Genomic DNA, 23,505 nt, shown 5'->3' on the forward strand with positions numbered 1-23,505 from the left:
AGTCGAGTGATGAACAAGGAGTGTCAAGCATGCAACGAGTACGCGGTGGTCAGTCGCTAGCACGTGGTTTTACCTTGCTGGAAGTGATGGTGGTGATCGTGATCTTAGGGATCTTGGCCAGCTTAGTGGTGCCCAATTTACTCGGCAATAAAGAAAAAGCCGACCAACAAAAAGTGGTCACTGATTTGGTGGCGCTGGAAAACAGTCTGGATATGTACAAGTTGGATAACAGCGTGTACCCGAGCACCGAACAAGGACTGCAGGCGTTGGTCAGTAAACCCGCCGGGACTCCAGAGCCACGCAATTATCGCAATGGCGGTTATATCAAACGCTTGCCACAAGATCCGTGGGGCAATGAGTACCAGTATTTGAGCCCCGGCGAGCAAGGCGAAATTGATATTTACTCGTTAGGCGCCGATGGTCAGGAAGGCGGTGAAGGAACCGCTGCCGATATCGGTAACTGGAATCTGGGTGAGTATCAAAAGTAAATGCCGGCGCGCGGTTTTACCCTGCTGGAGCTGATGCTGGTGGTGTTTTTACTCGGCTTGACCGCCGGTGGCGTGTTGATGACCTTACCGCCATCAGTATCGGCACAGCCGGAGAAAGAAGCCGCCGAGCAGCTATTGCGCCAAATCCAGCAGGTGCAAGATGACGCGCTGATGAGTGGCCAGCTATATGGCTTATACCTTACCCCCGACGGTTATCAGTTTTTACGCCGACAGGCCGACCGCTGGCAACCACTTAGGGAACCGGCGGTATTAGCTGGTCGACAAGCCTTGCCTGCTGGGGTGCAACTGCAGTGGCAGTTGGGGAGCGATCGTTGGCAACAGATGCAGCAACAAGAGATGGCGCTGTACCAAAACCGCCTCAGTTTGCATCAGATGCAGGTGTTGCAAGAGGACGCCGATAAAGCCTTGCAGCCACAAGTGTGGCTCGACAGTAGCGCCGATGTGGTGCCGTTACAGCTGGTGTTGCAAGGCGCGTCGCGTACTGCGCGTTGGTTGCTGGTGCGCGATGACAGCGGCCAGTGGCGACTGCAAGCGGGCCGTGAGGGGACGTGATGCAAGCCAAGAGTCATTCGGGTATCTCTCATGCTAGGCACAATCATCCAGCTCAATCCAAACCCCAGCATGGGTTTACTTTACTGGAGGTGCTGGTGGCGCTGGCCGTATTTGCTGGCGCAGCGCTGGCGGTGATGCAAGCGGGCAGCAGCAGTTTACGCAATCTGGCTATCTTGCAAGACAAAATGCTGGCCGGTTGGGTCGCGGAAAACCAGTTGGCACTCTTGTCATTACTCCCGCCCGCCGAGCGTCAGCGTAGTCAGCGCGGCGAAACGCAAATGGCGAATCGCACTTGGTATTGGCGTAGTAAGTCGGTGCCGACCAGTGGCTCGTCACTGACGGCGATTGAGATTCAGGTGAGTCGTCAGCCCCAAGGCAGTGCCGAGGCGGTGTTACGCCGCTATTTTGCCCGTCCGCGCACGGAGTCGGCGCTATGACGACCAGCCAGCAGTACGCCTGCTCCAGCCGCCGGCGGCCACCTCTACGCCGAGTCAGTCAGCTGGGTTTTACTTTGCTGGAGTTGCTGGTGGCTATTGCGGTGTTTGCGTTACTGAGTTTAGGGATTTATCAGGTGGTTGATGGGGTACGCCGCGCCGATCAGACGAGCGCTGCGCTGACCGAGCGGATGAACAACATGCAGCGTGCCATGCAATTGCTGCATAACGACTTTACTCAAGTTGTGGCGCGCCGCCAGCGCAGTGATGGGTTAAGTCGCACGCCACTACTGATCGTCGGCGACGGGTTCTTACAATCGCAAGGTGATGGCTGGTTGCTGATCCGCACTGGCGTTGCCAACCCGCAGATGCTACTGCCACGCGGACATCTTCAGCGCGTGGCTTATCGCTTGCTGGACGGGCAATTGCAACGTTTAAGCTGGCCCTTTGCCGACATGCCCGCAGACAGCGAGCCACAGATCCGCACTTTGCTCAGCGAGGTGGAAGGGCTGCAGCTGATGGTCTATCACGACGGCCAATGGCAGCGGCAGTGGCAAAATCCGGATGTGTTGCCCAATGCGGTGCGCCTGCGTTTAACGGTTCGCGGCTGGGGAGAGTTGGAGCGCGTGTGGCTATTGCCCGCAGCACCTATTCTGCCGAGTGATAATGGTGCGCCAGAGGGCGACACTAATGGCGGTAGCGAGAGTGGGGGCAGTGGATGAGTGTGACAACGCCGCTCTTGCGCCGAGGATCGCCGACTACCGGCATGGCGCTGATTTTAGTGTTGCTGATGCTGGCGGTGCTGAGCGTATTGGCCACCGGCTTTACCTTGCGCTTGCAGCAGCAGATCCGCTATAGCGACAGTCGGCAACAGGCTACCCAAGCCTACTGGTACGCCTTGAGCGCCGAAGAGCAGGCCAGCGCGGAGTTGCAAGCGGCGCTGGCCGATGATCCTCGGGCTAATTTGAGTCAAAGTTGGGCGGTGGGTGAGCGGGTGTATCCGGTTAGCGGTGGCGAGATCCGCATCGCCATTCGCGACCAGCAAGCCTGTTTTAATCTCAATGCGCTGGCCGGTATCAAAGCGCAAAGTAGCACTCAGGAGCGTCCTCGTATTGCTCAACAATTGTTAGTGCTTCTAAGCGCCCTTAATACCGCTGAGCAGCCCATTGATGGTTATCAGGCTGAACTGGTGGTCGACAGCCTCTGGGAATATGTGGATAGCGACAGCCAGCTAACCAGCCGTTATGGCGCCGAAGACAGTGAATATTTAGCGCGCGCGATCCCGTCACTGACGCCCAATAGTCTACTGGCGGATGACAGTGAGCTGCGCACGGTGCAAGGCGTCGATGCGCTGTTGTACCGGCGTTTGCAGCCGTGGATCTGCGCGTTGCCACAAACGCGCTGGCAACTGAATGTGAATACCGTCATGCCCGAGCAAGCGCCGCTGCTGCAGGCGTTACTGACACCGTATTTGAGCGCCGAGCAGGCGCAAGCGCTGCTGGCCCGTCGACCGGTGGATGGCTGGCGTGATGCTGCCTCTTTTTGGGCCGAGCCGGAGTTGGCGGCGCTGGATGATACGGCGCGGGGTAAATTGGCGCCACAGCTCGCGCTGACCAGTCGTTATTTTCTGTTAGACGGGCAAGTCACCGTGGGGCGGATCGCGCTGCGGGTCCGTAGCCTGCTGCAGCAAGATCCGGCGTCCGGACAATTTTATGTTCAACGCCATAAGTTCGGAGAGATGCAATGAGTGAGGTATTGCTGCTGCGCGTGATCCCCGGCGCATCGCCACGCTTGTGTTGGTGGCAAGCACAACCGGCCGTGGGCGAGATCCGTGCGCGTGGCGAAAGTGCGTCTTTTGCCGCGTTAGCGGAGACGCAGCCGAGTTTGCTGGCTTTACCGCTGTGGTTATTGCTGCCGGGGCAGTGGTTTAGTGTCTGCGCTTGTCGTTTGCCGCCCGCGCGTGGTCGACAATTAGCGCGTTTATTACCGGCGTTGCTAGAAGATGAGTTGGCGCAGGATATTGAGACGCTGCATTTTTCTTTATTGCCGCGTCAGCATGACAGTGGGCATGTGGCGGTTATTGAACGCAACGTGCTGCGTCAGTGGTATGAGGCCGCGATAACGAGTGGCTTTAATCTGCAAGCGCTGTGGCCTGACTGGCTGGCGTTGCCGAGCCCATCTGCCACGCCCGAGCCCAATTTGGCAGCAACGTTGGCTGCAACGTCGGTATCAAGCAGCGCAACGCTCCAATATGCCTCTACTCCCGTGACTCTTACGGTTTTGAGTAGTTCCCATGGGCTATTGGCGCGCCGTTATGATCCGCAGCATCCCCACGATTGGCAAGGATGCAGTGCTGACCCCCTGCTGGCAGCGCCTTTTTTAACTGCGCTTAGCGCGCTGTCTACGCCATCCTCATCAGCCTCTACTGTTTTAGATGTGGCCAAGGATGTGGAGGACTTAGCGGCCGCCTCTGCGCAGCTGCCAGAACATGTTATCGCGCGAGCTAAAGCGCCCGAAACAAAACCCGATGTGGCGCTGAAGGTTGTCTGGTATGGCTTAGCGGCGAGCGCTGAGCAGCTATCGGCATTAGGGTTGCGTGGGCCATTGCCAAAGCAGGTGAATAACGATGAAGGCGCGTTGCTGCTACGTGGGGCGAGTGCATTACATCAGCTGCAGCGTCATGGAATATTGGGCGGTGAGTTTGCACCGCGCAGTGCGCAGGCGCGCCAGTGGCGGCAATGGCGCAGTATCGCGGCGGCACTGGCGATGTTGGCGCTCTTGCTACTCGGTGAGCAAGGCGTGCGCTGGTGGCAGCTAACCCAAGCCGCCGATCAGGCTGCCACACAAGCCGAGCAGGCATACCGTGCGTTATTCCCGCAGCAGACGCGGCGCGTCAATATGCGCGCTCAGCTCAATGCCGTGCTACGCCAGATGCGCGGTCAGCCGCCGTTGCAAGGGCTGGTGCCCTATTTGCGCAAAGTGGCGTTGGCGCTGCAAGACCCTGCGCTGAGTCGCCAGCCGTTACAGGTGAAAAGTTTGCAATACCAACGCGATCAGCAAAGTTTGCGTTTGCAGGTGCAAGCGGCCGGGTTTGCGGAGTTGGAGCAGCTGCGCAGCGTCTTGGGGCGCTATTTTCAGGTGGAGCAAGGCGCGCTGAGTCGTGATGGTGCGGGAGTGGCCGGCAGTTTAGTGCTGCGCGATCGCTCGGTACAAAATCAATCGGCGGCTGCGGAGCGGCAAGCGCGGGCTGAGCCGCGAATCTCAACGGCACAATAGCCTTGGCGCAGCGTATCGCGTGGCATAAACAGCAGGAGAGCGGGAGCATATGAAGGGATGGCGTAGCCGGTGGTCACAAGCTCAGCAGCGCTGGCAGCAATATTCTGCCCGTGAGCAACGTTTGCTGATGTTGGCGGCGGTGTCGCTGCTGGTTGGTGGATTGTACTGGGGGATTTGGCAGCCGTTGCAGCAGGCGATTAGTCGGCAAGAGACCCGTTTGCAGCAGCATCAGCAGCTGTTACGGCAATTGCAGGTCTCCGAAGCGGCGATCCGGCAGTGGCAACAGCAGCAAGCTGCGCCACAAACGCTCGTTGCAGGCGGCAGTTTGACCGAGCAGGTCAGTCGCAGCGCCGCCAACTATTCGATTAGCGTGACGCGTATGCAGGCGCAAGATCGGCAAGTGCAACTGTGGGTGGCCGACTTGCCGTTTAACCAACTCTTGAGCTGGCTGCTGCGCTTACGTTTGCAATACGGCATTGAGGTGGCGGCGCTGGATTTGTCGTTGGCGGGACAAGGCGGCGTGGTGCGGGTCGACCGGTTACAGCTGGCCTTGCCGTAACCGCAGTGGTGACTGTTCCGCGCCATGATCAAGCGCTTGGCTCGCCGGTTAAGCTTTTTGCCCCAAAATGCCCGGTAGCAACGTGCGGTAATCGCGGATCCCCGGATGACGGGCAAAGCTGATGGCATCTGCCGCCGAGTCCGGATTTTCCACTCCCAGACAATAGCCAATGCCAAATTGGCGTGCGGCATCCAAAATCACTTCTGCATCATCAACAAACAGGGTTTGCGCCGGATCAAACTGCACGTCTTGCTGTACCTGCTGCCATAAGCACTGATCTTCTTTCGGTACCCCATAGTGGTGGGTTGAGATCATGCCATCGAGGTATTCATCCAGCGCCGTATGCTCGACTTTAACCGCCAAACTGTATGGATGCGCGTTAGTCAGCAAAATAGTGCGGCGACCACTTTGGCGCAGCGCCTGTAAAAATGGCAGCGTATCTTCACGCAGGCGCGCGGTTGGCCCGTGTGCAGTGGTCATGGCGTAAATATCTAGCTGCAGCCGGTCACTCCAATAATCAAAGCAGTACCAGTTCATGGTATGGCGCACCGCATGGTATTCAGCGCGGATCAGCGCACGGGCTTGCTCCAACGGAATTGCACGTGCAGTAGCCAGCGCCTGCGGCACTTGTTGCAGCCAAAATTCGCTGTCGAATTTCAGGTCTAGCAACGTACCGTCCATATCCAGCAGTACCGTTTCAATTTGGGACCAGGGAAGAGCAGGAGACATCAGAATTTCCTTGTAATCACGGCTTGCCGTGGTTGCCCTGCATGCGACACAATAATCGCAGCAGCAGGTTAACATCACAGCGACATGGCCACGCATAACCAATCAGGCGGTATAAAGTACATGTGCATTCAGGATGAACGCAAACAAAAACCGGCAATTTTGGCGGTGGAGTCGGTAGCGCGCTCGCGCTTGTTCCATGTGGAATCGGTCGCCTTGCGTTTTGCCAATGGCGTCGAGCGAGTATACGAGCGGATGCGCCCGAATCAGCGCGAGTCGGTGATGATTGTTCCGGTGGTTGGCGATCAATTGCTGCTGATCAGCGAATACGCGGTGGGTGTGGAAGGCTATGAGTTGGGCTTCCCCAAAGGCTTGGTCGACCCCGGCGAAAGCGTGCTGGACGCTGCTAACCGTGAGCTGATGGAAGAGGCCGGTTTTGGTGCGCGTGAGCTGACGGTCTTAAAATCGGTGCGTATGGCACCGGCCTATTTTTCCAGCCACATGACCTTGGTGCTGGCGCGCGATCTTTATCCACAGCGCTTAGAAGGCGATGAGCCGGAGCCCTTGGATTTGATTTACTGGCCGCTGAGCGAGATTGACCGCTTATTGGCTCATCCTGAATTTAATGAGGCCCGGGCGATGACCGCGCTGTTTATGGTGCGTGACTGGTTGCGCGCCGAAGCGCAGTCTGACGGCCAGCCGTAAACACTTTAACGCGTGAGGATCCCAGCATGACTCCACAGGCGCTGTTATCGCCGCTATTGGCGATAGCCGAAGAAGCGGGGCGACATATTGCCGCTATCTACCAACAGGGCAACATCAATCCGCAGCTCAAAGCTGATCACACCCCAGTGACTAACGCCGATTTGGCGGCCCATCGGTTGCTGTGTGAACGCTTGCAAGCCCTGACACCTGAGATTCCGGTGCTCTCCGAAGAAGATTGCCAGATTGCGCTGGCCGAGCGCGCCGCCTGGCCGCGTTACTGGCTGATTGACCCATTAGATGGCACCCAAGAGTTCATTTACGGAAGCGGTGAGTTCTCCACCATGATTGCCTTGATGGACAACCATCAACCGGTGATGGGGGTGATTTATGCGCCGATGACCCAAATGTGGTATTACGCGGTACAAGGTCAGGGAGCGTATAAACGCGATCAGCACGGCCAAGAGACTCGGCTGCAGATCCGCGCCACCGCACCGGATAGCCACAGTTTGCGCGTCGCGGTGAGCCGCCGACAATCCTTACCACGGTTGCAGCAGCAGTTAAATCCACAGTGGAATTATCAATTTGTTCCGTACGGTTCGAGCTCGCTGAAAAGCTGTATGGTGGCGGAAGGGTTGGTGGACTGCTATTTACGTTTAGGCCCGACTGGCGAGTGGGATACCGCGGCAGCGCAGTGCATTTTGCATGAAGCGGGCGGTGACCTGCGCGATTTGCATCTTGAGGCGCTGACTTACAATCGGCGTGATACGCTGGAAAACCCCGATTTCATCAGTTTTGGTAATCCCGCATTGCCGTGGAAAACCATTCTTACCAATTGCTGATAAGTGAATCAGAAGTGGCATAGCCGCTAAGCGGGTTCAACGTTACACTAAAACTCAGTCTTGATTAACTGGGTGATCGTGTTTGCATTATGGGAAAGCGTCTGCCGCTGAGTATCGGGTGTATTGAACCGCTGTCTATTGCACGGCCGGTTCGCTATGAAAAATTGGCGTTGGTGTGCGAAGGGGGCGGTCAGCGTGGAATTTTTACTGCCGGGGTGTTGGATGAGTTTCTCGGCGATAACTACTACCCGTTTGATCTGATCTTGGGCACCTCTGCCGGTGCGCAGAACGCCTCGGCCTATGTTCTCAATCAAGCCGGTTATGCCCGTAATGTGATCACCCGTTTTACCACTCAGAAGCGCTTTTTTAGCCCCGTGTCGTTCGCCACCGGCGGCCATATGCTGAATCTGGATTGGTTGATGGATTCGGTCGCGCAAATTTACCCACTGGCGTTGGATCGCGCCCAAGCGCGTTTGCAAGATCGCGAATTTCTGATGTGCGCCTCGCGCTACGATGACTTCCAGCCGGTGTACATGTCAGCCAGCGCCGATAATTGGCATGATGCGATGAAAGCGTCGTCGGCGATCCCCGGTTTATACCGTAATGGAGTGGATGTGGGTGGCGTGCGCTATTGGGATGGAGGTGTCAGCGCGGCGATTCCGGTTGAGGAAGCTTATCGGCGCGGCGCCGATCTGATTGTGGTGATCCGCACGGTGCCTTCTGAGCCCTACTATACCTCGGAGTGGTTGAGCCGCTTTAGTAAGTGGCTGTCGCACAGTAAATTTCATCATATGGCGCAGATGGTCGAGCACCACGAGCACTGCTATAAGCAGACCCAACATTTTTTATTAAATCCGCCCGATAAGCTACGCATTATCGAGATTTTCCCGCCCCATACCTTGGCCAGTAAAACCTTAGGTAGCAACCAGACCGAGCTGGATCACGACTATTGGATTGGCCGTCATTGTGGCCGTTACTTTCTGTCTGCGGTCGCACCTTGGCTAAAGCATGCTTAAGTTGCACGCACCAGACCTCAGTCAGGGCTAACACAGCTAACTTAGGGACAATAAAAAAGGGCAGCTTACGCTGCCCTTTTTTATTGCTGTATCCGAGCAATGTGTTCTAAACGCGCCACCGATGAAGGTGGCGCGCACACTTAGAACAGCTCTTGCTGTGAGCCTGAACTGCTATCAAAGATAGTCGTTCCCACTTCATGGGTGGCTTTTTCAGTTGGTTCAGTGCCTGGGATGAAGTACTCGACGCGGCTGCGTCCGGTACCATCGGCCAGCTTACCGGTTTGCATATCGATAGGAATACTCAAAATGCCGTCCGGAATCTGCTTCGGCTGCTCAGGCACGCCGGCTAAGGTTGACTGCATGAAGCTGTCCCATGCTGGCTGCGCTGATTTAGCGCCCCCTTCGTAGCCGGAGATCTGTTGGCCTTTCAGGTTCGGGTTCTGGGTGGTGCGACCCAGTGTCCGACGGTGATCGTCAAAGCCAATCCAGACGGAAGTCACGGTCTGCGGACCATAACCGGAATACCACGCATCTTTCGAGCTGTTGGTGGTACCGGTTTTACCACCGATATCATGACGCTTAAGCAGACGCGCAGCACGCCAGCCGGTGCCTTGCCAGCCACCACCCGGTTCACCCCAAATCGCCGATTCCAGCGCATCGCGGATCAGGAACGCCAGTTGGGTGCTGATCACGTGTGGCGCATAGCCTTCGCTTTCCTCTTTCTTCTCCAGCAGTGGGGTATCCACATGCTCGATTTGTGGTGTTGGCACCACGCCATCTTGGGTTGGCAGATCTTCGGTCAGCGCATTGCCCAATACCGCGGCTTTTGGTGTTTCGCCATACACCACCGGAATGTTGCAGGTACCGGTGCAGGCGACCAGCGGTTTGGCTTCTTCCAGCAGTTTGCCGTTGGAGTCTTCAATCTTGCTGATGAAGTATGGCGTGATCAGATAACCGCCGTTGGCAAATACCGAGTAACCGCGCGCCACTTCCAGCGGGGTAAACTCGGCCGCACCCAGTGCCAGAGATTCATAGCGCGAAATGTTGGCGGGGTTAAAGCCAAAACGCTCTAAGAAATCGGCGGCAAAGTTAACGCCGATCGCGCGCAGTGCCCGCACCATCATCACGTTCTTCGACATCCCCAGACCCACGCGTAAACGCAATGGACCGTCATACACCGCAGGGGAGTTTTTTGGTCGCCAGTCACTGCCTGAGCCAGAATCCCAACGGGTAATTGGCGCATCGTTGAGGATGGTCGCCAAGGACAACCCTTTATCCAGCGCCGCGGCATAGATAAATGGCTTGATGTTAGAACCTATCTGACGGGTCGCTTGTGTAACCAGATTGAACTTGCTCTGGTTAAAGCTAAAGCCGCCGACAATCGCTTTCACCGCACCATTTTCTGGATTGAGGGAGATCAGCGCCGAGTTCACATCCGGAATTTGACCCAGCCACCACTGGTCATTGACTTTGCGTACCCAGATTTGTTGGCCGGTTTTCAGCACATCACGCGCATTTTTCGGTGATGCACCTTGGCGGGTATCACTGATAAACGGACGCGCCCACTTGATGCCATCCCAGCTTAGGGTAATGCTCTGGCCATCGGCCAGTACCACATTGGCGGATTTGTCCTGTACCGCGGTTACGGCAGCGGCTTGGAACGGGCCATAGGTCGGCAGCGCCTTGAGGCTGCTGACAATCTTGCTCAGATCCCACGCCGGCTCACTGCTGTTCCACAATTGATTGGCCGCACCGCGATAGCCGTGGCGCAGATCGTAATCAATCACGTTGTTTTGCAGTGCCTGCTCGGCCGCCAATTGGGTAGTGGAGTCCACCGTGGTAAAGACTTTGAAGCCTTCGGTGTAGGCATCTTCACCATAGCGGTTGACCATCTCTTGGCGCACCATTTCGGCCAGATACGGCGCGTGTAGCTCGATTTCAGCCCCATGGTAACTGGCTACAATCGGCTGGCTGATCGCTTCTTGGTACTGCTGTTGTGTGATGTAACGCTCTTCCAGCATCCGCGACAGCACCACGTTACGGCGCTGTTCGGCGCGGCTTAACGAGTACAGTGGGTTGAGGGTTGATGGCGCTTTCGGCAGACCGGCAATCACTGCCATCTCACCTAAGCTCAACTGGCTGACATCTTTACCAAAATAGACTTGTGCCGCAGCCCCCACTCCGTACGAGCGGTAGCCGAGATAAATCTTATTCAGGTACAAATCCAGAATTTCATCTTTGGTCAGCAGCTGCTCGATCCGCAAGGCCAAGAAAACCTCTTTGACTTTACGCATCAAAGTTTTTTCCGGACTTAAGAAGAAGTTACGCGCTAACTGTTGCGTAATGGTGCTGGCGCCCTGTTTTGCATGACCGGCGGTCAAAGAAACAAAGGCAGCTCGCAAAATTCCAATCGGATCAATACCGTCGTGTTGATAAAAACGGCTGTCTTCTGTTGCAATGAAGGCATCCACCATCAGCGGTGGGATCTGTTGTAAGGTCAGCGGGATCCGGCGCTTTTCACCAAACTGCGAAATCAGTTTGCCATCGGCACTGTAAACCTGCATCGGGGTTTGCAAACGCACATCGCGCAGGGTTGTTACATCCGGCAATTGCGGTTTGACATAGACATATAAGCCGTACACCGAAGCTGCTCCCAAGAGGATGCAAGCCAGTGTAACGACCAAAAAATACTTTATGAGCTTCACCTGAGAATTCCCGCGACTAAAGCACCGAACGGTTTATAAACACTAAGTGCGTAGTATAAAGGCAAGCAATGAAAGGGTAACCCCTTTGCTGATTTTTTCTTCGCACTTTGGCGAATTGACTGATTTTTTTGAATTTTGAAGTTACATCTTTGACATGGTGTCTTTAAAGCCGGGCTTTACAGGGCGCCGTTAGCAGGCATCGCAAGGATGCAGGGAGAGACATGTTTGCACGCTCTGTCAGTGTAGGGTTAGACATTGCCAGCGATGCGGTGCGCGTGGTGTGGTGCCGTTCGCGCCGGCAGGGCTGGGAGTTACTGGGCTGGCACAGTATTAATGTGCCAGCCAGTACGTTTCAGGGCGATCGTTTGATCGCCCCTGACGCGTTACGTGACGTATTAAGTCAAATTCACAAAATTCTGCCGCGCCGTCTGGCGCGTTTATGCATTGCGCTGCCGGGGGCTGCGGTGATGCAAAAAACCTTAATGGTGGATGCCTTTTTAACCGAGCAGGAGCGCCTGTTTCGGGTCGAGGCTGAATTACCTTCATTATTCCCGCTACCGCCGCATGAGCTGGCTTTCGATTTTCGCGCTGAAGGGGCAGAAACCGCCAATGGTCGTTTGAAACTGGTGGTCACTGCGGCACGCCGTGAGTTGATGAATGACTATCTGGCGGTGTTGCAAGGCGCGGGTTTACAAGCCGATATCGTCGATATCACGCCGCTGGCGCTGCGCCGTGCGTTGGAGCAAGCACAGGCCGCGCTACCGTCGGCACTGGAGCTGGAGCAGCAACTGCTGGTGCACTTGTCGGCGCGTAATCTGCTGGTGACTTCGGTCCCCGGCAGTCCGCTGTTTTTCCGCGATCAACCGCTGAATATCCCGCAAAGCGAAGGCAATTCGGTGCCGCCGGCACTGCTGCAAGAGCAGTGGTTGAGCGAAGTGACTCGTCAACTGGGGCTGATCCGTCAGATGTATCACTCCACCGGCCGACAATCCAGTGGCCTGCTGGTTAGCGGCCAACTGCGCGAAAGCGATACCCGCGTGTTGAGCACGCAACTGTCAGTGCCAGTACAGGGGTGGTCGCCGTTTGCCGGTTTATCGCTGGCGGTCAGCGTACCGCAGCAAGAGGATGCGTGGCCGTTTACCTTGGCCTGTGGTCTGGCGGTCTGGGAGGGTAACTGATGAAAGGAATCAACCTGTTACCTTGGCGTGAGTTGGAGCGGCAACAGCAACAGCAGCGCTTTGTCCGTCAGGTCGCCGTGTGGGGCGGTTTTTGGTTTTTGATTTTGGTCGGGGTCTGGTTTGGCATTGATCAGCTCAATACCCATCAACAGTCGCGCTTGAGCCGTTTGCAATCGGAAATCCAGTTGTTGGATGCCAAATTGGCGGAGCTGCGCGACATCAAAGCCAAAGAAGAGCTGGTGAACAAGCGGATCGCCGCCGTATCGGCACTGCAAAAGCAGCGCGATCAGGTTACCCGATTGTTTAACTTGCTGCCGTTGGTGGTGCCGACCGGGGTGTACATCGACAAAATTACCCTCAATGGCGAGCGGGTCGAAATTGCTGGGCGCAGTGAGTCGAACGTGCGTTTGTCGTCGATGGTGCGGCAGGTGGAGTCATCATATTGGCTGGATGGGGTGTCCATTGACGCCATCGTTGCCAACAAAAACGGTACCCAATTCGATGAGTTCAAGATGCGCTTCCAGTTGCTGGCCGACATGAAGCAGAAGCTCGGGGAGATCAAAGGATGAGCCAATGGAGTGAACTGGATTTAGACCAGATTGCCTACTGGCCGCGCAAGATGCAGTGGGCCTTTGTCAGTATCGCGACTTTGGTGATCTTCGCACTGGCTGGCTGGTTTGTTCTGCTACCGGGCTGGCAAGCCTATGAGGATGCGCAGGCTAAAGAGCAAGAGCTGCTGACGCAAATTCGCAGCAAAGCCAATTTGGCCGCTCAGTTACCGGCGGCCCGTGAGCGTTACCGTCAGCTTAGTAATCAACTGGCGACCTTGAGCCGTCAGCTGCCTTCGCAAGATGAACTGGCCTCGTTGCTGGACTCCATCACCATGGTGGGGACGCGTAACGGCATGCAGTTTGACCGCATTAACTGGATGAATCCGCAGCCGCAAGGGCTGTTGCAAGCCTTGCCGTTGCAACTGGAGCTGAAAGGCTCGTTTGGCGAGCTGGGGCAGTTTTCCAGTGATATCGCCTTGCTGCCGCGCATCATCACCTTGAGCGATCTGACCTTGGAGCGTAAGCAAGGTGAGCAGTTGGGTTTCTCGGTGCGCGCAACCACCTTCCGCCTGCTCAGCGCCGATGAGCTGAAGGCCCAGCAAGCGGAGGCGAAAAAATGAGACGGACTACCCCACGTTGGCCGCTGAGGGCCGGCGCGTTGCTGGGCTCACTGTTACTGCTGGCGGGCTGTGACTCGGGCGAGCAGCAAGATTTAGAAACGGTACTGCAAGACATTTACCAAGAAGTGCCGCAAGAGCGGATCAGCGCACCGAAAGCGCTGGAGCGGACTGGGCGTTTGCTGTTTGTGGCCGCCCCGCTACGCAATCCTTTTATGACGCCACAGATGGAAGTGGCCGGTGATCGCGGCTTTGATTGCGCGCAGCCAAATACCGAGCGCAAGAAAACCGCCCTTGAGCAGTACGGGCTGGAAAAACTGAAATTCCGAGGCGTGATTGGCGATAAAAGTCAGCTGTGGGCATTGGTGGAAACGCCCGATTCCGAGTTGGTGCGCATTGGTCCGGGGGATTTTCTCGGTTTGAACTGGGGAACCCTAGAAACCGTATCGCCGAATAAGATTGAGCTGCGTGAGATGGTCAGTGACGGACGGGGTTGCTGGCAGCAGCGGCAAGTGGCTATGACGCTGGATACTTCGCCTTTTGGCGCCTGATAAGCAGAGTGTGAAGACAGGATAAGAAGATGATGAAGGGAGCAGTGCGCAGTTTACGCTACTGGATGGTAGCCGGAGTCTGGTTCGGGTTGATGTCCCCGGCCTGGGCCGCCACACTGGAAGACGTCAAATTACGGCAAGAAGGCGATCGTTTAGCGGTCAGCATGATCTTCGATCAGCCGGTGGCTACCCCTGCGCAGCAGCGTGATACGCTGGCAAACACGCTGGCCCTGACGTTTTCGCAAGTGGATAAAAGCAAACTGGGTAATACCATTCGGGTGAATAACCCGATGTTGCGTGGCATTAACATCAAACCCTCCGCCAAAGGTACCAAGATTGGTTTTGATCTGGTGCGTCAGGAGCCGTTTGAGCTGCGCGCTGAAGGCAAAAGCTACATTTTGCTGCTGGGGCAAACCCGCTCGACGGAGCAAGTACAGCAAAATAACCCGATCCTCAAACCCACCGGCAGCAGCCTGCTATCGGTGGATTTTGTGCCGCGCGGTGACGGGCAGGCCGAGCTGACCTTAAACTTTGTCCAGCCGCCGGCTGATTTGGCAATTCGGCAAAGCAGTGGCCGTTTGGTGCTGGATTTACCGCGCACCACCGTGGCCGGTGATGCCTATAAGATGGATGTTAGCCGCCGTGGTACACCGGTGAAAACCATTCGCAGCGAAGCCACCGGACAGAACACCCGCTTGTTACTGGATCTCAAAGGTCCGGTGGATTATGACCAGCAGCGCATAGGTTCGCAGGTGAAAGTGCAAATTCGCCGCGCTAACTCGGCGCGGGCGCAGGTGAATAATCCGGCCCAGTACAGCAAACCTATCTCTTTGAATTTCCAAAATGTTCCTATCCGTACAGTGCTGCAGGTGATTGCGGATTATAACCAGTTCAACTTGGTCACCACCGACAGCGTGCAAGGGGAGATCACCTTGCGTCTGGATAATGTGCCGTGGCAGCAAGCGCTGGACATTATTCTGCGCGCCAAAGGTTTGGATAAGCGGATCGACGGCAATGTGCTGTTAGTGGCGCCGAGTGAAGTGCTGATTGAGCGCGAGCGCCGAGAGATGGAAGCGGATGCGCAGGTGAGCGAATTAAAACCGCTGCAAACCGAATACATCGATATCAACTTTGCTAAAGCCTCTGAAATTGCCGCTATGCTGACGGCACCTAATGGTCGCATGCTCTCTTCGCGCGGCTCGGTCTCGGTGGATGAGCGCACCAACACCTTGCTGGTCCGCGATATTGATACCGTGCTGGATACCGTGCGGCAGATGGTGGCTTCGCTCGACCGTCCGGTGAGCCAAATCCAGATTGAAGCGCGCATCGTGACCATCAACGACGAAAGCTTGGATGAGCTGGGCGTGCGCTGGGGCATGCTGATGGATACCGGTAATGGCGGCATGATTGGCGGCTCGGTAGAGGGTAACTTAGGCGCGATTGGCGCTTTGGATCAAAAACCGACCGTGGATGATTTCTTGAACGTCAACATGCCAGCCTCATCTGGCGCGGCCTCGATTGCGTTCCAGATTGCCAAAATCAACGGTAAGTTGCTGGATCTGGAGCTGTCGGCGCTGGAGCGAGAAAACAACGTGGAGATTGTGGCGAGCCCACGCTTGCTGACGGCGAATAAGAAACAAGCCAGTATCAAACAGGGTACGGAGCTGCCGTATGAAGTGGCCAGCTCCAGCGGCGCGTCCACTATCGAATTTAAAGATGCGGTGCTCGGTTTGGACGTTACCCCACAAATTACCCCGAACGGACAAATCATTCTGGATCTGAAGGTCAGCCAGAACTCGCCAGGCAAGGTATACAAGATTGGTCGCGGCGAAGCGGTGTCGGTTGATAAGCAAGAAGTCGAAACGCAAGTTTTGGTCGATGACGGGGAAACAGTTGTACTCGGCGGCGTATTCCAGCACACTACTATCAAAGGTGTAGATAAGGTGCCGGTACTGGGGGATATTCCTGTCATGGGACGGTTATTCCGTCGTGATATGGATAAAGCCGGAAAACGTGAGCTTGTGATTTTTGTTACCCCGCGCGTGGTTCAGCAGAACATGAACCGCCCGGTGAGCACTGATCCTATCAGTGGTTAACCCTCTCTCCTTGATGATGGCTTTCGAAAACTGCAGCAGCGGTTTTCGAAAGCATTGCCTTTATGCAGTTGCCAAACCGGCACGACTCTTGAGATAATTTTTAGTCTGATCTCGCACTACGTTCTTATGAGGATTCAGGTCATGTCTCGTCATCGCATTTTTTGACGGGGCGAGGTGTATTTAAACGTTGTTTTAAGCAAAAACCGAAAAACATGGCAGAGAAACGTAATATTTTCCTAATCGGGCCTATGGGCGCCGGTAAAAGTACTATCGGCAGATATCTGGCGCAGATGCTGAATATGGAATTTTTCGATTCCGATCAGGAAATCGAACGCCGCACTGGCGCCGATATCAGCTGGGTATTTGACGTTGAAGGCGAAGAAGGTTTTCGTGTTCGCGAAGAAAAAGTAATCAATGACCTGACGGAAAAGCAGGGGATCGTATTGGCCACCGGTGGTGGTTCCATTCAATCCCGCGAAACGCGCAACCGTCTGTCCGCGCGCGGAATCGTGGTTTATCTGGAAACAACCATCGAAAAACAGCTGGCTCGTACCCAGCGTGATAAGAAGCGGCCATTGCTGCAGGGCGATGTGGAGCCACGCGAAGTGCTGGAAGCACTGGCGGCCACGCGTAACCCGCAGTATGAAGAAATTGCCGACATCACTATTCGTACGGATGATCAGGGTGCCAAAGTGGTGGCGACACAGATCATCGAGATGCTGGAACAGCAGTAACTAACGTTAGGAAAGTTATGCCATGGAAAGGATCACCGTAGAATTGGCGGAACGTAGCTACCCTATCACGATTCAAGCCGGGCTGCTTTCGCACCCGGCTTCTTTTCATCCGCTGCGCGCGGGTGACAAAGTGATGGTGGTGACCAATACCACGCTAGAGCCTTTGTATCTGCAGACCGTGTGCCACAGCTTGCGCACGCTGGGCTGTCAGGTCGAGACGCTGGTGTTGCCCGATGGTGAGCAGTACAAAACCTTGACCATTTTGGATCAGGTTTTCTCTGCCTTGCTGGCCGGCAATCATGGCCGAGATACCACGTTGGTGGCGCTTGGCGGTGGTGTGATTGGCGATCTGACTGGTTTTGCGGCGGCCTGTTATCAGCGCGGGGTACGGTTTATCCAGATCCCGACCACGCTGTTGGCGCAGGTAGACTCTTCCGTTGGCGGAAAAACGGCGGTTAATCACCCGCTGGGTAAAAACATGATCGGGGCGTTTCACCAGCCGGTGTCGGTGGTGATGGATACCGATACCCTGCGTACCTTACCGGCGCGGGAGTTTGCGGCCGGTTTGGCAGAAGTGATCAAGTATGGTGTCATCATTGATGGCGCATTTTTTGCTTGGTTAGAGCAGCATCTGGAGCAGGTGCTGGCACTGGAGCCGCAGGCGGTGACCTATTGTCTGCGTCGCTGCTGTGAGCTGAAAGCGCAGGTGGTGGCGGCAGATGAAACCGAACAGGGGCAGCGCGCGTTGCTGAACCTGGGACACACCTTTGGTCACGCTATTGAAGCGGAGATGGGCTACGGCGTTTGGCTGCATGGCGAAGCGGTCGCGGCTGGAATGATGATGGCGATGGTCACGTCGCGTCATCTGGGGCTGGCCACTGACGCCGATGTAGCACGGCTACGCGCCTTGTTACAGCGCGCCGGTCTTCCTGTGCAAGGCCCCGCTGCCATGGCGGCAGACGCTTATCTGCCGCATATGTTGCGGGATAAGAAAGTGCTGGCGGGCACGCTGCGTCTGGTTTTACCACACGGGATCGGACAGGCCAGCGTCGTCAGCGGAACCGATCAACAGGTTGTTCTGGCAGCGATTGCCGAATGCCGGGGTTAAGTAGAATTCGATGGAAAACACACCCTCTCGTCTGTGGGTTGAGCTGGACTCGCAGACTCAAGTACTCTCACGCGTCCGTTTTCTGAGCCGCTTTGGCTCACCGTTTATTCATATCAGCGGACCGGAAGGGGCCGGAAAGAGCTTTTTGGCCCAACATCTGCTGGATGAGCAAGATCCCGAGCGGGTACGTTGTGCGCTGCTTGCCGGTCGTAAAGATCAGGCAGATACCTTGGTGCGCTCATTGTTGGTGCATCAGCTGGTAGATCAAGCCGCTTACGATGATGCCACGCCGCTAGCCGAATTTTTGCCAGAGCTTGCCCGTGAAGGGCGTCGCGATCTGCTGATTATTGTCGATGATGCGCAGCTGTTGTCTGACGCCATGCTGATGGAGTTATGGCAACTGGCGGGCACTAGCCGTCAGGCCGGTAATCGTCGTTGTGCTGTGGTGCTGTTTGGCCCAGCCGAGGGGTTGGCTGAGCGCATCAAAGCGCTGCCGGCGCAGCAGGGTGTGGCGCAAATGACCATCGATGTGCCGCAGCTGACCCGCGCCGAAGCCTTGACCTTGATGAAGGCTGCTTTAGTTCGTGCGCAGCGTCCGGCGCAGGATGCAGAAGCGTTGCTGGGTACTGCATTGCGCCCAGGCGCGGTGTTGGCGGCAGCGGAAAAGCCGCTGTTACCAGAGCCTGAGCCCGATTTATTGCCTAAACCGCGGGCACAGCGCGCCAAAGAGTCTCGCTCACGGGTTGGCTTGATCAGCTTAGCCGTCTTGGTGCTGCTGGCACTGGGCGCCGGTACGTGGGTGTGGCTGTCTGAGCACTCCGCGCCAGCCAAATCCACCTTTACCCCAGGCGATCGCGCCGCATCCGTCTCTAGCCAGCCGTTAGGTGGCCAAAGCGATGCGTCAAGCGCGGAAAAAGTATTGCCGAAGGTCGATGGTGCGCCATTGGATCCGGTTCCGGACGTTAAAGGCCGTCTCAATAGCGGTGAGGTCGAGCCGATTCAGCAAAACGAACAAGTGCGCTTGACCGAACAAAGTCCGGTGGCGCAAATCACTGCGCCAGCAGAGCCGGGCGAAACCACACAGGCCCAGATCCTGCCTCAAACTGGCAAGCGCGTGGTGTTACCGGGCAACGTAGTGGATGCGCTGGTGGCGGCTGAGCAGCAAGTCCAGCAAGCGGCCACCCCGACTGCGACAGCGACTAACGCAAATGCCGCTGAGGAAGCCAAACCGGCTGCGACCAGCACAAGTGATAGCGCTACAGCGACCTCGACGGCGATCAGCCCTGAGCAAGCGGCGGCGGCCAAGCGCGCCGAGTCAGCGAAAGCGGACAACGCCAAAGCGACGGCCGCAAAAGAAACAGCTGCCAAGCCAGCCAGCACTAAGCGTCGTCACAGCAGCCGTCTGAGCGGTGATACTGAGCTGGAAAAAGCGTCACCGAAGCACTATACCGTGCAGTTGTCGGGCTCTCATTCGCTCAAAGATGCGTGGCATTTTGTTGAGAAAAGTGGCTTGGCCTCCAAATTACGGGTGTATGAAACACGCCGTAATGGACGGGCTTGGTACGTGGTGATCATGGGCAATTATCCAACGGTAGCCCAAGCCAAGCAGGCAATTAACACCCTGCCAACGGCAATGAAAGCGGATCAACCGTGGGTGAAGTCATACCGTCAGGTGCAAACTGAACTGAAGCGGGCGCAATAACCCACTGCAGCGGCTAATTAAACTGAGTACAATTAGCCGCTTTAATGCAGTCTAGAAGTGGCAGAACACACAGCATGAAGAAGTACCGCGCGTTTCTCAAATGGGCCGGGGGCAAGTACAGCCTGGTTGATGAAATCCGCCGCCACTTACCGTCGGGGCAGTGTCTGATTGAGCCGTTTGTCGGCGCTGGCTCGGTATTTTTGAATACCGATTTTGAAGAGTATGTGCTGGCGGACATCAACAGCGATCTGATCAATCTCTACAATCTGGTCAAGCAGGATGTAGACAGCTTTATCGCCGATGCCCGTCAGTTGTTTACCCCCGAGCATAACTGCGCGGAAGCCTATTACCGCCTGCGCGATGAGTTTAATCAGACGGTTGATCCTTATCGTCGCGCGGTGATTTTTCTGTATATGAACCGACATGGCTTTAATGGCCTGTGTCGTTACAACCTGAAAGGCGGTTTTAATGTGCCGTTCGGGTCGTACAAGAAACCCTATTTCCCAGAGCAAGAGCTGCGCTTTTTTGCGCACAAGGCGCAGCGCGCGACCTTTGTGTGTGAAAGTTATGCCCAGACTTTGGCGCGGGTAGATAAACACTGCGTGGTGTACTGCGATCCGCCGTATGCTCCGCTTTCGACCACCGCGAACTTTACCACGTACCACAGCAACGGCTTTTCGCTCGATGATCAGGCCACCTTGGCCGAGCTGGCCGATCAGATTGCAGCCCATCAGCGGGTGCCGGTTCTGATCTCCAATCACGATACGCCGTTGACGCGCCGCCTGTATCAAGGGGCGCAATTGAATGTGGTACAGGTTAAGCGCACCATTAGCCGTAATGGCGGTAGCCGCAATAAAGTCGGCGAGCTGTTGGCGCTGTTTACGTCCGGCGGACGTAAAGCGGGGTGACGGTGGGTGCAAATCGCGCTCATGGTGGTGGTGACCTTTTACGATTGATTTGCTGGAGAGCTGGAAGATGAAGGATTTCCTCATTGCGCCATCAATTTTATCGGCGGACTTTGCCCGTTTGGGGGAAGACGTAGCCAAGGTATTGGCGGCCGGTGCTGATGTGGTGCACTTTGATGTCATGGATAACCATTATGTGCCGAATCTGACGATTGGCCCGATGGTGTGTCAGGCTCTGCGCAACTACGGCATTACTGCGCCGATTGATGTGCATCTGATGGTAAAACCGGTTGATCGCATCATCCCAGATTTTGCCAAAGCGGGCGCCACCTACATCACCTTCCATCCGGAAGCCTCTGAGCATGTCGATCGCACCTTGCAACTGATTAAAGATTGCGGCTGTAAAGCCGGTCTGGTGCTCAACCCTGCCACCTCGCTGAGCTATCTGGATTACGTGATGGATAAGCTGGATGTGATTTTGCTGATGTCGGTGAACCCAGGCTTTGGCGGTCAGTCGTTTATTCCAGCCACGCTGGATAAGCTGCGCGAAGTGCGTCGTCGCATTGATGCCAGTGGCCGCGATATCCGCTTGGAGATCGATGGCGGGGTGAAAGTCGACAATATCCGTGACATAGCAGCGGCTGGCGCGGATATGTTTGTGGCCGGCTCGGCGATTTTCAGCCAGCCAGATTACGCGGCGGTGATTGCTCAGATGCGCGCGGAGCTGGAGTTGGCGGTATGATGCGTTTTTCCGGGGTGCGCAGCGTGGTCTTTGACCTCGACGGCACTCTGATTGACAGCGTACCGGATTTGGCGCTGGCGGTGGATCTGATGCTCGAAGAGCTGCAGTATCCGAAAGCCGGTGAAAATCGGGTGCGGGAATGGATTGGTAACGGGGCCGACATTCTGGTAAAGCGGGCATTGACGTGGGCGCAAGAGGGGTTTGTCCCTGAGCGTCAGCAACTGCGTGAAGCGCGCGCCTTGTTCGATAAGCATTACGCCGCCAATTTGACCGTCGGTAGCCGCTTGTATGCCGGGGTGCTGGACACCTTGGCACGCCTGCGTCAGCAAGGGCTGCCGCTGGGGATCGTGACCAACAAACCGAGTGCCTTTGTGCGTCCGCTGCTGGAGAAGTTCGGCTTGAGCGATTACTTCAGTGTGGTGCTGGGTGGTGATGATGTGGTGGTACGTAAACCGCATCCGGCGGCACTGTATCTGGTTCTCGGCACACTGGGGCTGCGCCCTCAAGAATTACTGTTTGTCGGCGACTCAGAAAATGACATTAAAGCGGCCAAAGCGGCCGGTTGTCTGAGCGTTGGCCTCAGTTATGGATACAATTACGGCGAATCCATTGCATTGAGTGAGCCGGATTTGGTATTACATCAGTTTACCGGTTTATTACCGGCGCTAGGCATTGACCGCTGAGAGTCACCGGCTATCGCCGACGCGGATCAGGTTAGAGCATTGAATTTTAGGAAGAGTAGTGATGAGTGAACCCACTGTAAGCAAAAAACCGGTTGTATTAAGCGGCGTGCAGCCTTCCGGCGAACTGACCATCGGTAACTATATGGGTGCACTGCGTCAGTGGGTGAAGATGCAGGATGAGTATGAGTGCCTGTTCTGTATCGTGGACTTGCACGCCATCACTGTTCGTCAAGATCCGGCCACCCTGCGCAAAGCAACTTTAGATACGCTGGCCCTGTATTTGGCCTGTGGTATCGACCCAGAAAAGAGCACCATCTTTGTTCAGTCACATGTGCCAGAGCATGCGCAGTTAGGTTGGGTGCTGAACTGCTACACCTATTTTGGTGAGCTGAGCCGCATGACCCAGTTCAAAGACAAATCCAGCCGTTATGCTGAGAACATCACCGCCGGTTTGTTTGATTATCCGGTGCTGATGGCGGCCGATATCCTGCTGTATCAAGCCGCACAAGTGCCGGTTGGTGAAGATCAGAAGCAGCATTTGGAGCTGAGCCGCGATGTGGCGCAGCGCTTTAATGCGCTGTACGGTGAGATTTTCCGCATTCCTGAGCCATTCATCCCGAAAGTGGGCGCGCGCGTGATGTCACTGCTCGAGCCGACCAAGAAGATGTCTAAGTCCGATGACAACCGCAATAACGTGGTTGGCCTGCTGGAAGATCCAAAGTCAGTCACCAAGAAAATCAAACGTGCGATGACCGACTCGGAAGAGCCGCCAGTGGTGCGTTACGACGTGGCGCAAAAACCAGGGGTATCGAACCTGCTGGATATTCTGTCTGGCGTAACCGGCAAAACCATTGCTGAGCTGGAGCAGGAATTCGAAGGCAAAATGTACGGTCACTTGAAAGGCGCAGTAGCCGATGCGGTATCCGGCATGCTGACCGAACTGCAAGAGCGCTTCCACGCCTATCGTGCTGACGAAGCGTATCTGGAGCAAGTGATGCGTGAGGGGGCGAAGAAAGCCTCTGCGCGCGCCGCCGAGACGTTGGCGAAAGTGTACGACGCCGTGGGTTTTGTCGCGCGTCCGTAATAGCGGAGCAATCATTCGCACTCATCAATCGCTCAATGAATCAATAATGTAAGCCGGCCGGCGCGTTTCGCGTCTGGCCGGTTTTTTTATCTTTCCTTATCACCTCGTCGAGTATGTTTTGTGCTCGGCTAATGTGCCTTCTGCGGATTGCGCACACTTCGCTTGGGTCACTCCCTAGTTCTTTGCTCGCCTCGTTTTTGCATAATCCCTGCATATTTTTTCAACGTTTGAGT

At 55.8% G+C, this 23,505-nt stretch carries 24 protein-coding genes; 22 read left to right on the top strand and 2 right to left on the bottom strand.

Translation table 11 applies throughout. The annotated features are described in order from the left end of the window. The first annotated feature begins 29 nt into the window (after positions 1-29). The 7 genes from gspG to gspM are packed head-to-tail and all read left to right on the top strand — an operon-like array spanning position 30 to position 5,330. Positions 30-488, top strand: a complete 459-nt coding sequence (gene gspG / locus NCTC9997_RS00990) for a type II secretion system major pseudopilin GspG (RefSeq protein ID WP_010862794.1) — start codon at positions 30-32, stop codon at positions 486-488. Beyond that, the gene (gene gspH, locus NCTC9997_RS00995) at positions 489-1,061 is read left to right on the top strand and encodes a type II secretion system minor pseudopilin GspH (protein WP_064977103.1); all 573 of its coding nucleotides are present in this window, start codon (positions 489-491) and stop codon (positions 1,059-1,061) included. It begins immediately after the preceding gene. Further along, positions 1,061-1,498, top strand: a complete 438-nt coding sequence (gene gspI, locus NCTC9997_RS01000; RefSeq protein WP_082935441.1) for a type II secretion system minor pseudopilin GspI — start codon at positions 1,061-1,063, stop codon at positions 1,496-1,498. The genes gspH and gspI overlap by 1 nt, the downstream gene beginning before the upstream one ends. Next, positions 1,495-2,217, top strand: coding sequence for a type II secretion system minor pseudopilin GspJ (gspJ, locus tag NCTC9997_RS01005; protein ID WP_064977104.1), 723 nt, complete (start codon positions 1,495-1,497; stop codon positions 2,215-2,217). Before gspI ends, gspJ begins: the two co-directional genes overlap by 4 nt. Further along, a complete protein-coding gene (gspK, locus tag NCTC9997_RS01010) occupies positions 2,214-3,242 on the top strand; it encodes a type II secretion system minor pseudopilin GspK (protein ID WP_082935442.1) in 1,029 nt (342 codons plus the stop codon). Before gspJ ends, gspK begins: the two co-directional genes overlap by 4 nt. Continuing rightward, entirely contained in the window at positions 3,239-4,771 is a 1,533-nt protein-coding gene (gene gspL / locus NCTC9997_RS01015) for a type II secretion system protein GspL (protein ID WP_064977106.1), read from the top strand. Before gspK ends, gspL begins: the two co-directional genes overlap by 4 nt. A 49-nt stretch (positions 4,772-4,820) precedes the next feature. Beyond that, positions 4,821-5,330, top strand: a complete 510-nt coding sequence (gene gspM / locus NCTC9997_RS01020) for a type II secretion system protein GspM (RefSeq protein ID WP_064977107.1) — start codon at positions 4,821-4,823, stop codon at positions 5,328-5,330. A gap of 48 nt (positions 5,331-5,378) precedes the next feature. Here the strand turns inward: gspM and yrfG are convergent, their stop codons facing one another. Further along, positions 5,379-6,059, bottom strand: a complete 681-nt coding sequence (gene yrfG, locus NCTC9997_RS01025; protein WP_064977108.1) for a GMP/IMP nucleotidase — start codon at positions 6,057-6,059, stop codon at positions 5,379-5,381. Between the two features lie 120 nt (positions 6,060-6,179). Here yrfG and nudE point away from each other — a divergent pair, with 120 nt between their 5' ends. The 3 genes from nudE to NCTC9997_RS01040 all read left to right on the top strand — a co-directional run bounded on the left by nudE (position 6,180) and on the right by NCTC9997_RS01040 (position 8,616). Beyond that, positions 6,180-6,761 carry an ADP compounds hydrolase NudE gene (gene nudE, locus NCTC9997_RS01030; RefSeq protein WP_010862785.1) on the top strand — a complete coding sequence of 194 codons (582 nt, stop codon included), beginning with the start codon at positions 6,180-6,182 and terminating at the stop codon, positions 6,759-6,761. A 26-nt stretch (positions 6,762-6,787) separates the two neighbouring features. Further along, entirely contained in the window at positions 6,788-7,600 is an 813-nt protein-coding gene (gene cysQ, locus NCTC9997_RS01035; RefSeq protein ID WP_039045975.1) for a 3'(2'),5'-bisphosphate nucleotidase CysQ, read from the top strand. A gap of 89 nt (positions 7,601-7,689) precedes the next feature. Further along, positions 7,690-8,616: a patatin-like phospholipase family protein gene (locus NCTC9997_RS01040; protein ID WP_010862783.1), complete on the top strand. Its 927-nt coding sequence runs from the start codon at positions 7,690-7,692 to the stop codon at positions 8,614-8,616. 140 nt (positions 8,617-8,756) lie between these two features. Here the strand turns inward: NCTC9997_RS01040 and mrcA are convergent, their stop codons facing one another. Continuing rightward, positions 8,757-11,321, bottom strand: coding sequence for a peptidoglycan glycosyltransferase/peptidoglycan DD-transpeptidase MrcA (gene mrcA / locus NCTC9997_RS01045; RefSeq protein ID WP_064977109.1), 2,565 nt, complete (start codon positions 11,319-11,321; stop codon positions 8,757-8,759). A gap of 221 nt (positions 11,322-11,542) precedes the next feature. Here mrcA and pilM point away from each other — a divergent pair, with 221 nt between their 5' ends. From pilM to trpS, 12 genes are all read left to right on the top strand, one after another. After that, a complete protein-coding gene (gene pilM, locus NCTC9997_RS01050) occupies positions 11,543-12,499 on the top strand; it encodes a type IV pilus biogenesis protein PilM (RefSeq protein ID WP_064977110.1) in 957 nt (318 codons plus the stop codon). Then, positions 12,499-13,068 carry a PilN domain-containing protein gene (locus NCTC9997_RS01055; protein ID WP_064977111.1) on the top strand — a complete coding sequence of 190 codons (570 nt, stop codon included), beginning with the start codon at positions 12,499-12,501 and terminating at the stop codon, positions 13,066-13,068. The genes pilM and NCTC9997_RS01055 overlap by 1 nt, the downstream gene beginning before the upstream one ends. Continuing rightward, on the top strand, positions 13,065-13,670 hold the full coding sequence (locus NCTC9997_RS01060) for a type IV pilus inner membrane component PilO (protein WP_052181238.1): 606 nt from the start codon (positions 13,065-13,067) through the stop codon (positions 13,668-13,670). The genes NCTC9997_RS01055 and NCTC9997_RS01060 overlap by 4 nt, the downstream gene beginning before the upstream one ends. Beyond that, a complete protein-coding gene (locus NCTC9997_RS01065; RefSeq protein WP_064977112.1) occupies positions 13,667-14,218 on the top strand; it encodes a pilus assembly protein PilP in 552 nt (183 codons plus the stop codon). Before NCTC9997_RS01060 ends, NCTC9997_RS01065 begins: the two co-directional genes overlap by 4 nt. Positions 14,219-14,247: 29 nt before the next feature. Beyond that, complete coding sequence (locus NCTC9997_RS01070; protein ID WP_156669226.1) at positions 14,248-16,314, top strand: type IV pilus secretin PilQ; 2,067 nt, start codon at positions 14,248-14,250, stop codon at positions 16,312-16,314. Positions 16,315-16,526: 212 nt separating this feature from the next. Continuing rightward, positions 16,527-17,048, top strand: coding sequence for a shikimate kinase AroK (aroK, locus tag NCTC9997_RS01075; RefSeq protein WP_010862776.1), 522 nt, complete (start codon positions 16,527-16,529; stop codon positions 17,046-17,048). A 22-nt stretch (positions 17,049-17,070) separates the two neighbouring features. Beyond that, positions 17,071-18,156 (top strand): 3-dehydroquinate synthase, encoded by a 1,086-nt coding sequence (gene aroB / locus NCTC9997_RS01080; RefSeq protein WP_010862775.1) that lies wholly within the window; start codon positions 17,071-17,073, stop codon positions 18,154-18,156. Between the two features lie 10 nt (positions 18,157-18,166). After that, positions 18,167-19,858, top strand: a complete 1,692-nt coding sequence (locus NCTC9997_RS01085) for an SPOR domain-containing protein (protein WP_064977113.1) — start codon at positions 18,167-18,169, stop codon at positions 19,856-19,858. Between the two features lie 74 nt (positions 19,859-19,932). Further along, positions 19,933-20,766: an adenine-specific DNA-methyltransferase gene (gene dam, locus NCTC9997_RS01090; protein ID WP_010862771.1), complete on the top strand. Its 834-nt coding sequence runs from the start codon at positions 19,933-19,935 to the stop codon at positions 20,764-20,766. 67 nt (positions 20,767-20,833) lie between these two features. Further along, on the top strand, positions 20,834-21,505 hold the full coding sequence (rpe, locus tag NCTC9997_RS01095; RefSeq protein ID WP_010862770.1) for a ribulose-phosphate 3-epimerase: 672 nt from the start codon (positions 20,834-20,836) through the stop codon (positions 21,503-21,505). Next, complete coding sequence (locus tag NCTC9997_RS01100; protein WP_010862769.1) at positions 21,502-22,188, top strand: phosphoglycolate phosphatase; 687 nt, start codon at positions 21,502-21,504, stop codon at positions 22,186-22,188. The genes rpe and NCTC9997_RS01100 overlap by 4 nt, the downstream gene beginning before the upstream one ends. A gap of 61 nt (positions 22,189-22,249) precedes the next feature. Then, positions 22,250-23,272: a tryptophan--tRNA ligase gene (gene trpS / locus NCTC9997_RS01105; protein WP_039045979.1), complete on the top strand. Its 1,023-nt coding sequence runs from the start codon at positions 22,250-22,252 to the stop codon at positions 23,270-23,272. Positions 23,273-23,505: the final 233 nt, after the last annotated feature.

The sequence above is a fragment of the Plesiomonas shigelloides genome, from assembly GCF_900087055.1.
Lineage (GTDB): Bacteria > Pseudomonadota > Gammaproteobacteria > Enterobacterales > CAMTGL01 > Plesiomonas > Plesiomonas shigelloides.

Coding starts and splice junctions, on each gene's coding strand:
- rpe (WP_010862770.1), top strand. CDS start 20,834: ATGAAGGATTTCCTCATTGCGCCATCAATTTTATCGGCGGACTTTGCC.
- trpS (WP_039045979.1), top strand. CDS start 22,250: ATGAGTGAACCCACTGTAAGCAAAAAACCGGTTGTATTAAGCGGCGTG.
- NCTC9997_RS01065 (WP_064977112.1), top strand. CDS start 13,667: ATGAGACGGACTACCCCACGTTGGCCGCTGAGGGCCGGCGCGTTGCTG.
- NCTC9997_RS01070 (WP_156669226.1), top strand. CDS start 14,248: ATGATGAAGGGAGCAGTGCGCAGTTTACGCTACTGGATGGTAGCCGGA.
- NCTC9997_RS01040 (WP_010862783.1), top strand. CDS start 7,690: ATGGGAAAGCGTCTGCCGCTGAGTATCGGGTGTATTGAACCGCTGTCT.
- gspJ (WP_064977104.1), top strand. CDS start 1,495: ATGACGACCAGCCAGCAGTACGCCTGCTCCAGCCGCCGGCGGCCACCT.
- aroK (WP_010862776.1), top strand. CDS start 16,527: ATGGCAGAGAAACGTAATATTTTCCTAATCGGGCCTATGGGCGCCGGT.
- NCTC9997_RS01100 (WP_010862769.1), top strand. CDS start 21,502: ATGATGCGTTTTTCCGGGGTGCGCAGCGTGGTCTTTGACCTCGACGGC.
- gspI (WP_082935441.1), top strand. CDS start 1,061: ATGCAAGCCAAGAGTCATTCGGGTATCTCTCATGCTAGGCACAATCAT.
- NCTC9997_RS01060 (WP_052181238.1), top strand. CDS start 13,065: ATGAGCCAATGGAGTGAACTGGATTTAGACCAGATTGCCTACTGGCCG.
- aroB (WP_010862775.1), top strand. CDS start 17,071: ATGGAAAGGATCACCGTAGAATTGGCGGAACGTAGCTACCCTATCACG.
- gspK (WP_082935442.1), top strand. CDS start 2,214: ATGAGTGTGACAACGCCGCTCTTGCGCCGAGGATCGCCGACTACCGGC.
- gspL (WP_064977106.1), top strand. CDS start 3,239: ATGAGTGAGGTATTGCTGCTGCGCGTGATCCCCGGCGCATCGCCACGC.
- pilM (WP_064977110.1), top strand. CDS start 11,543: ATGTTTGCACGCTCTGTCAGTGTAGGGTTAGACATTGCCAGCGATGCG.
- yrfG (WP_064977108.1), bottom strand. CDS start 6,059: ATGTCTCCTGCTCTTCCCTGGTCCCAAATTGAAACGGTACTGCTGGAT.
- gspG (WP_010862794.1), top strand. CDS start 30: ATGCAACGAGTACGCGGTGGTCAGTCGCTAGCACGTGGTTTTACCTTG.
- nudE (WP_010862785.1), top strand. CDS start 6,180: ATGTGCATTCAGGATGAACGCAAACAAAAACCGGCAATTTTGGCGGTG.
- cysQ (WP_039045975.1), top strand. CDS start 6,788: ATGACTCCACAGGCGCTGTTATCGCCGCTATTGGCGATAGCCGAAGAA.
- NCTC9997_RS01085 (WP_064977113.1), top strand. CDS start 18,167: ATGGAAAACACACCCTCTCGTCTGTGGGTTGAGCTGGACTCGCAGACT.
- NCTC9997_RS01055 (WP_064977111.1), top strand. CDS start 12,499: ATGAAAGGAATCAACCTGTTACCTTGGCGTGAGTTGGAGCGGCAACAG.
- dam (WP_010862771.1), top strand. CDS start 19,933: ATGAAGAAGTACCGCGCGTTTCTCAAATGGGCCGGGGGCAAGTACAGC.
- gspM (WP_064977107.1), top strand. CDS start 4,821: ATGAAGGGATGGCGTAGCCGGTGGTCACAAGCTCAGCAGCGCTGGCAG.
- gspH (WP_064977103.1), top strand. CDS start 489: ATGCCGGCGCGCGGTTTTACCCTGCTGGAGCTGATGCTGGTGGTGTTT.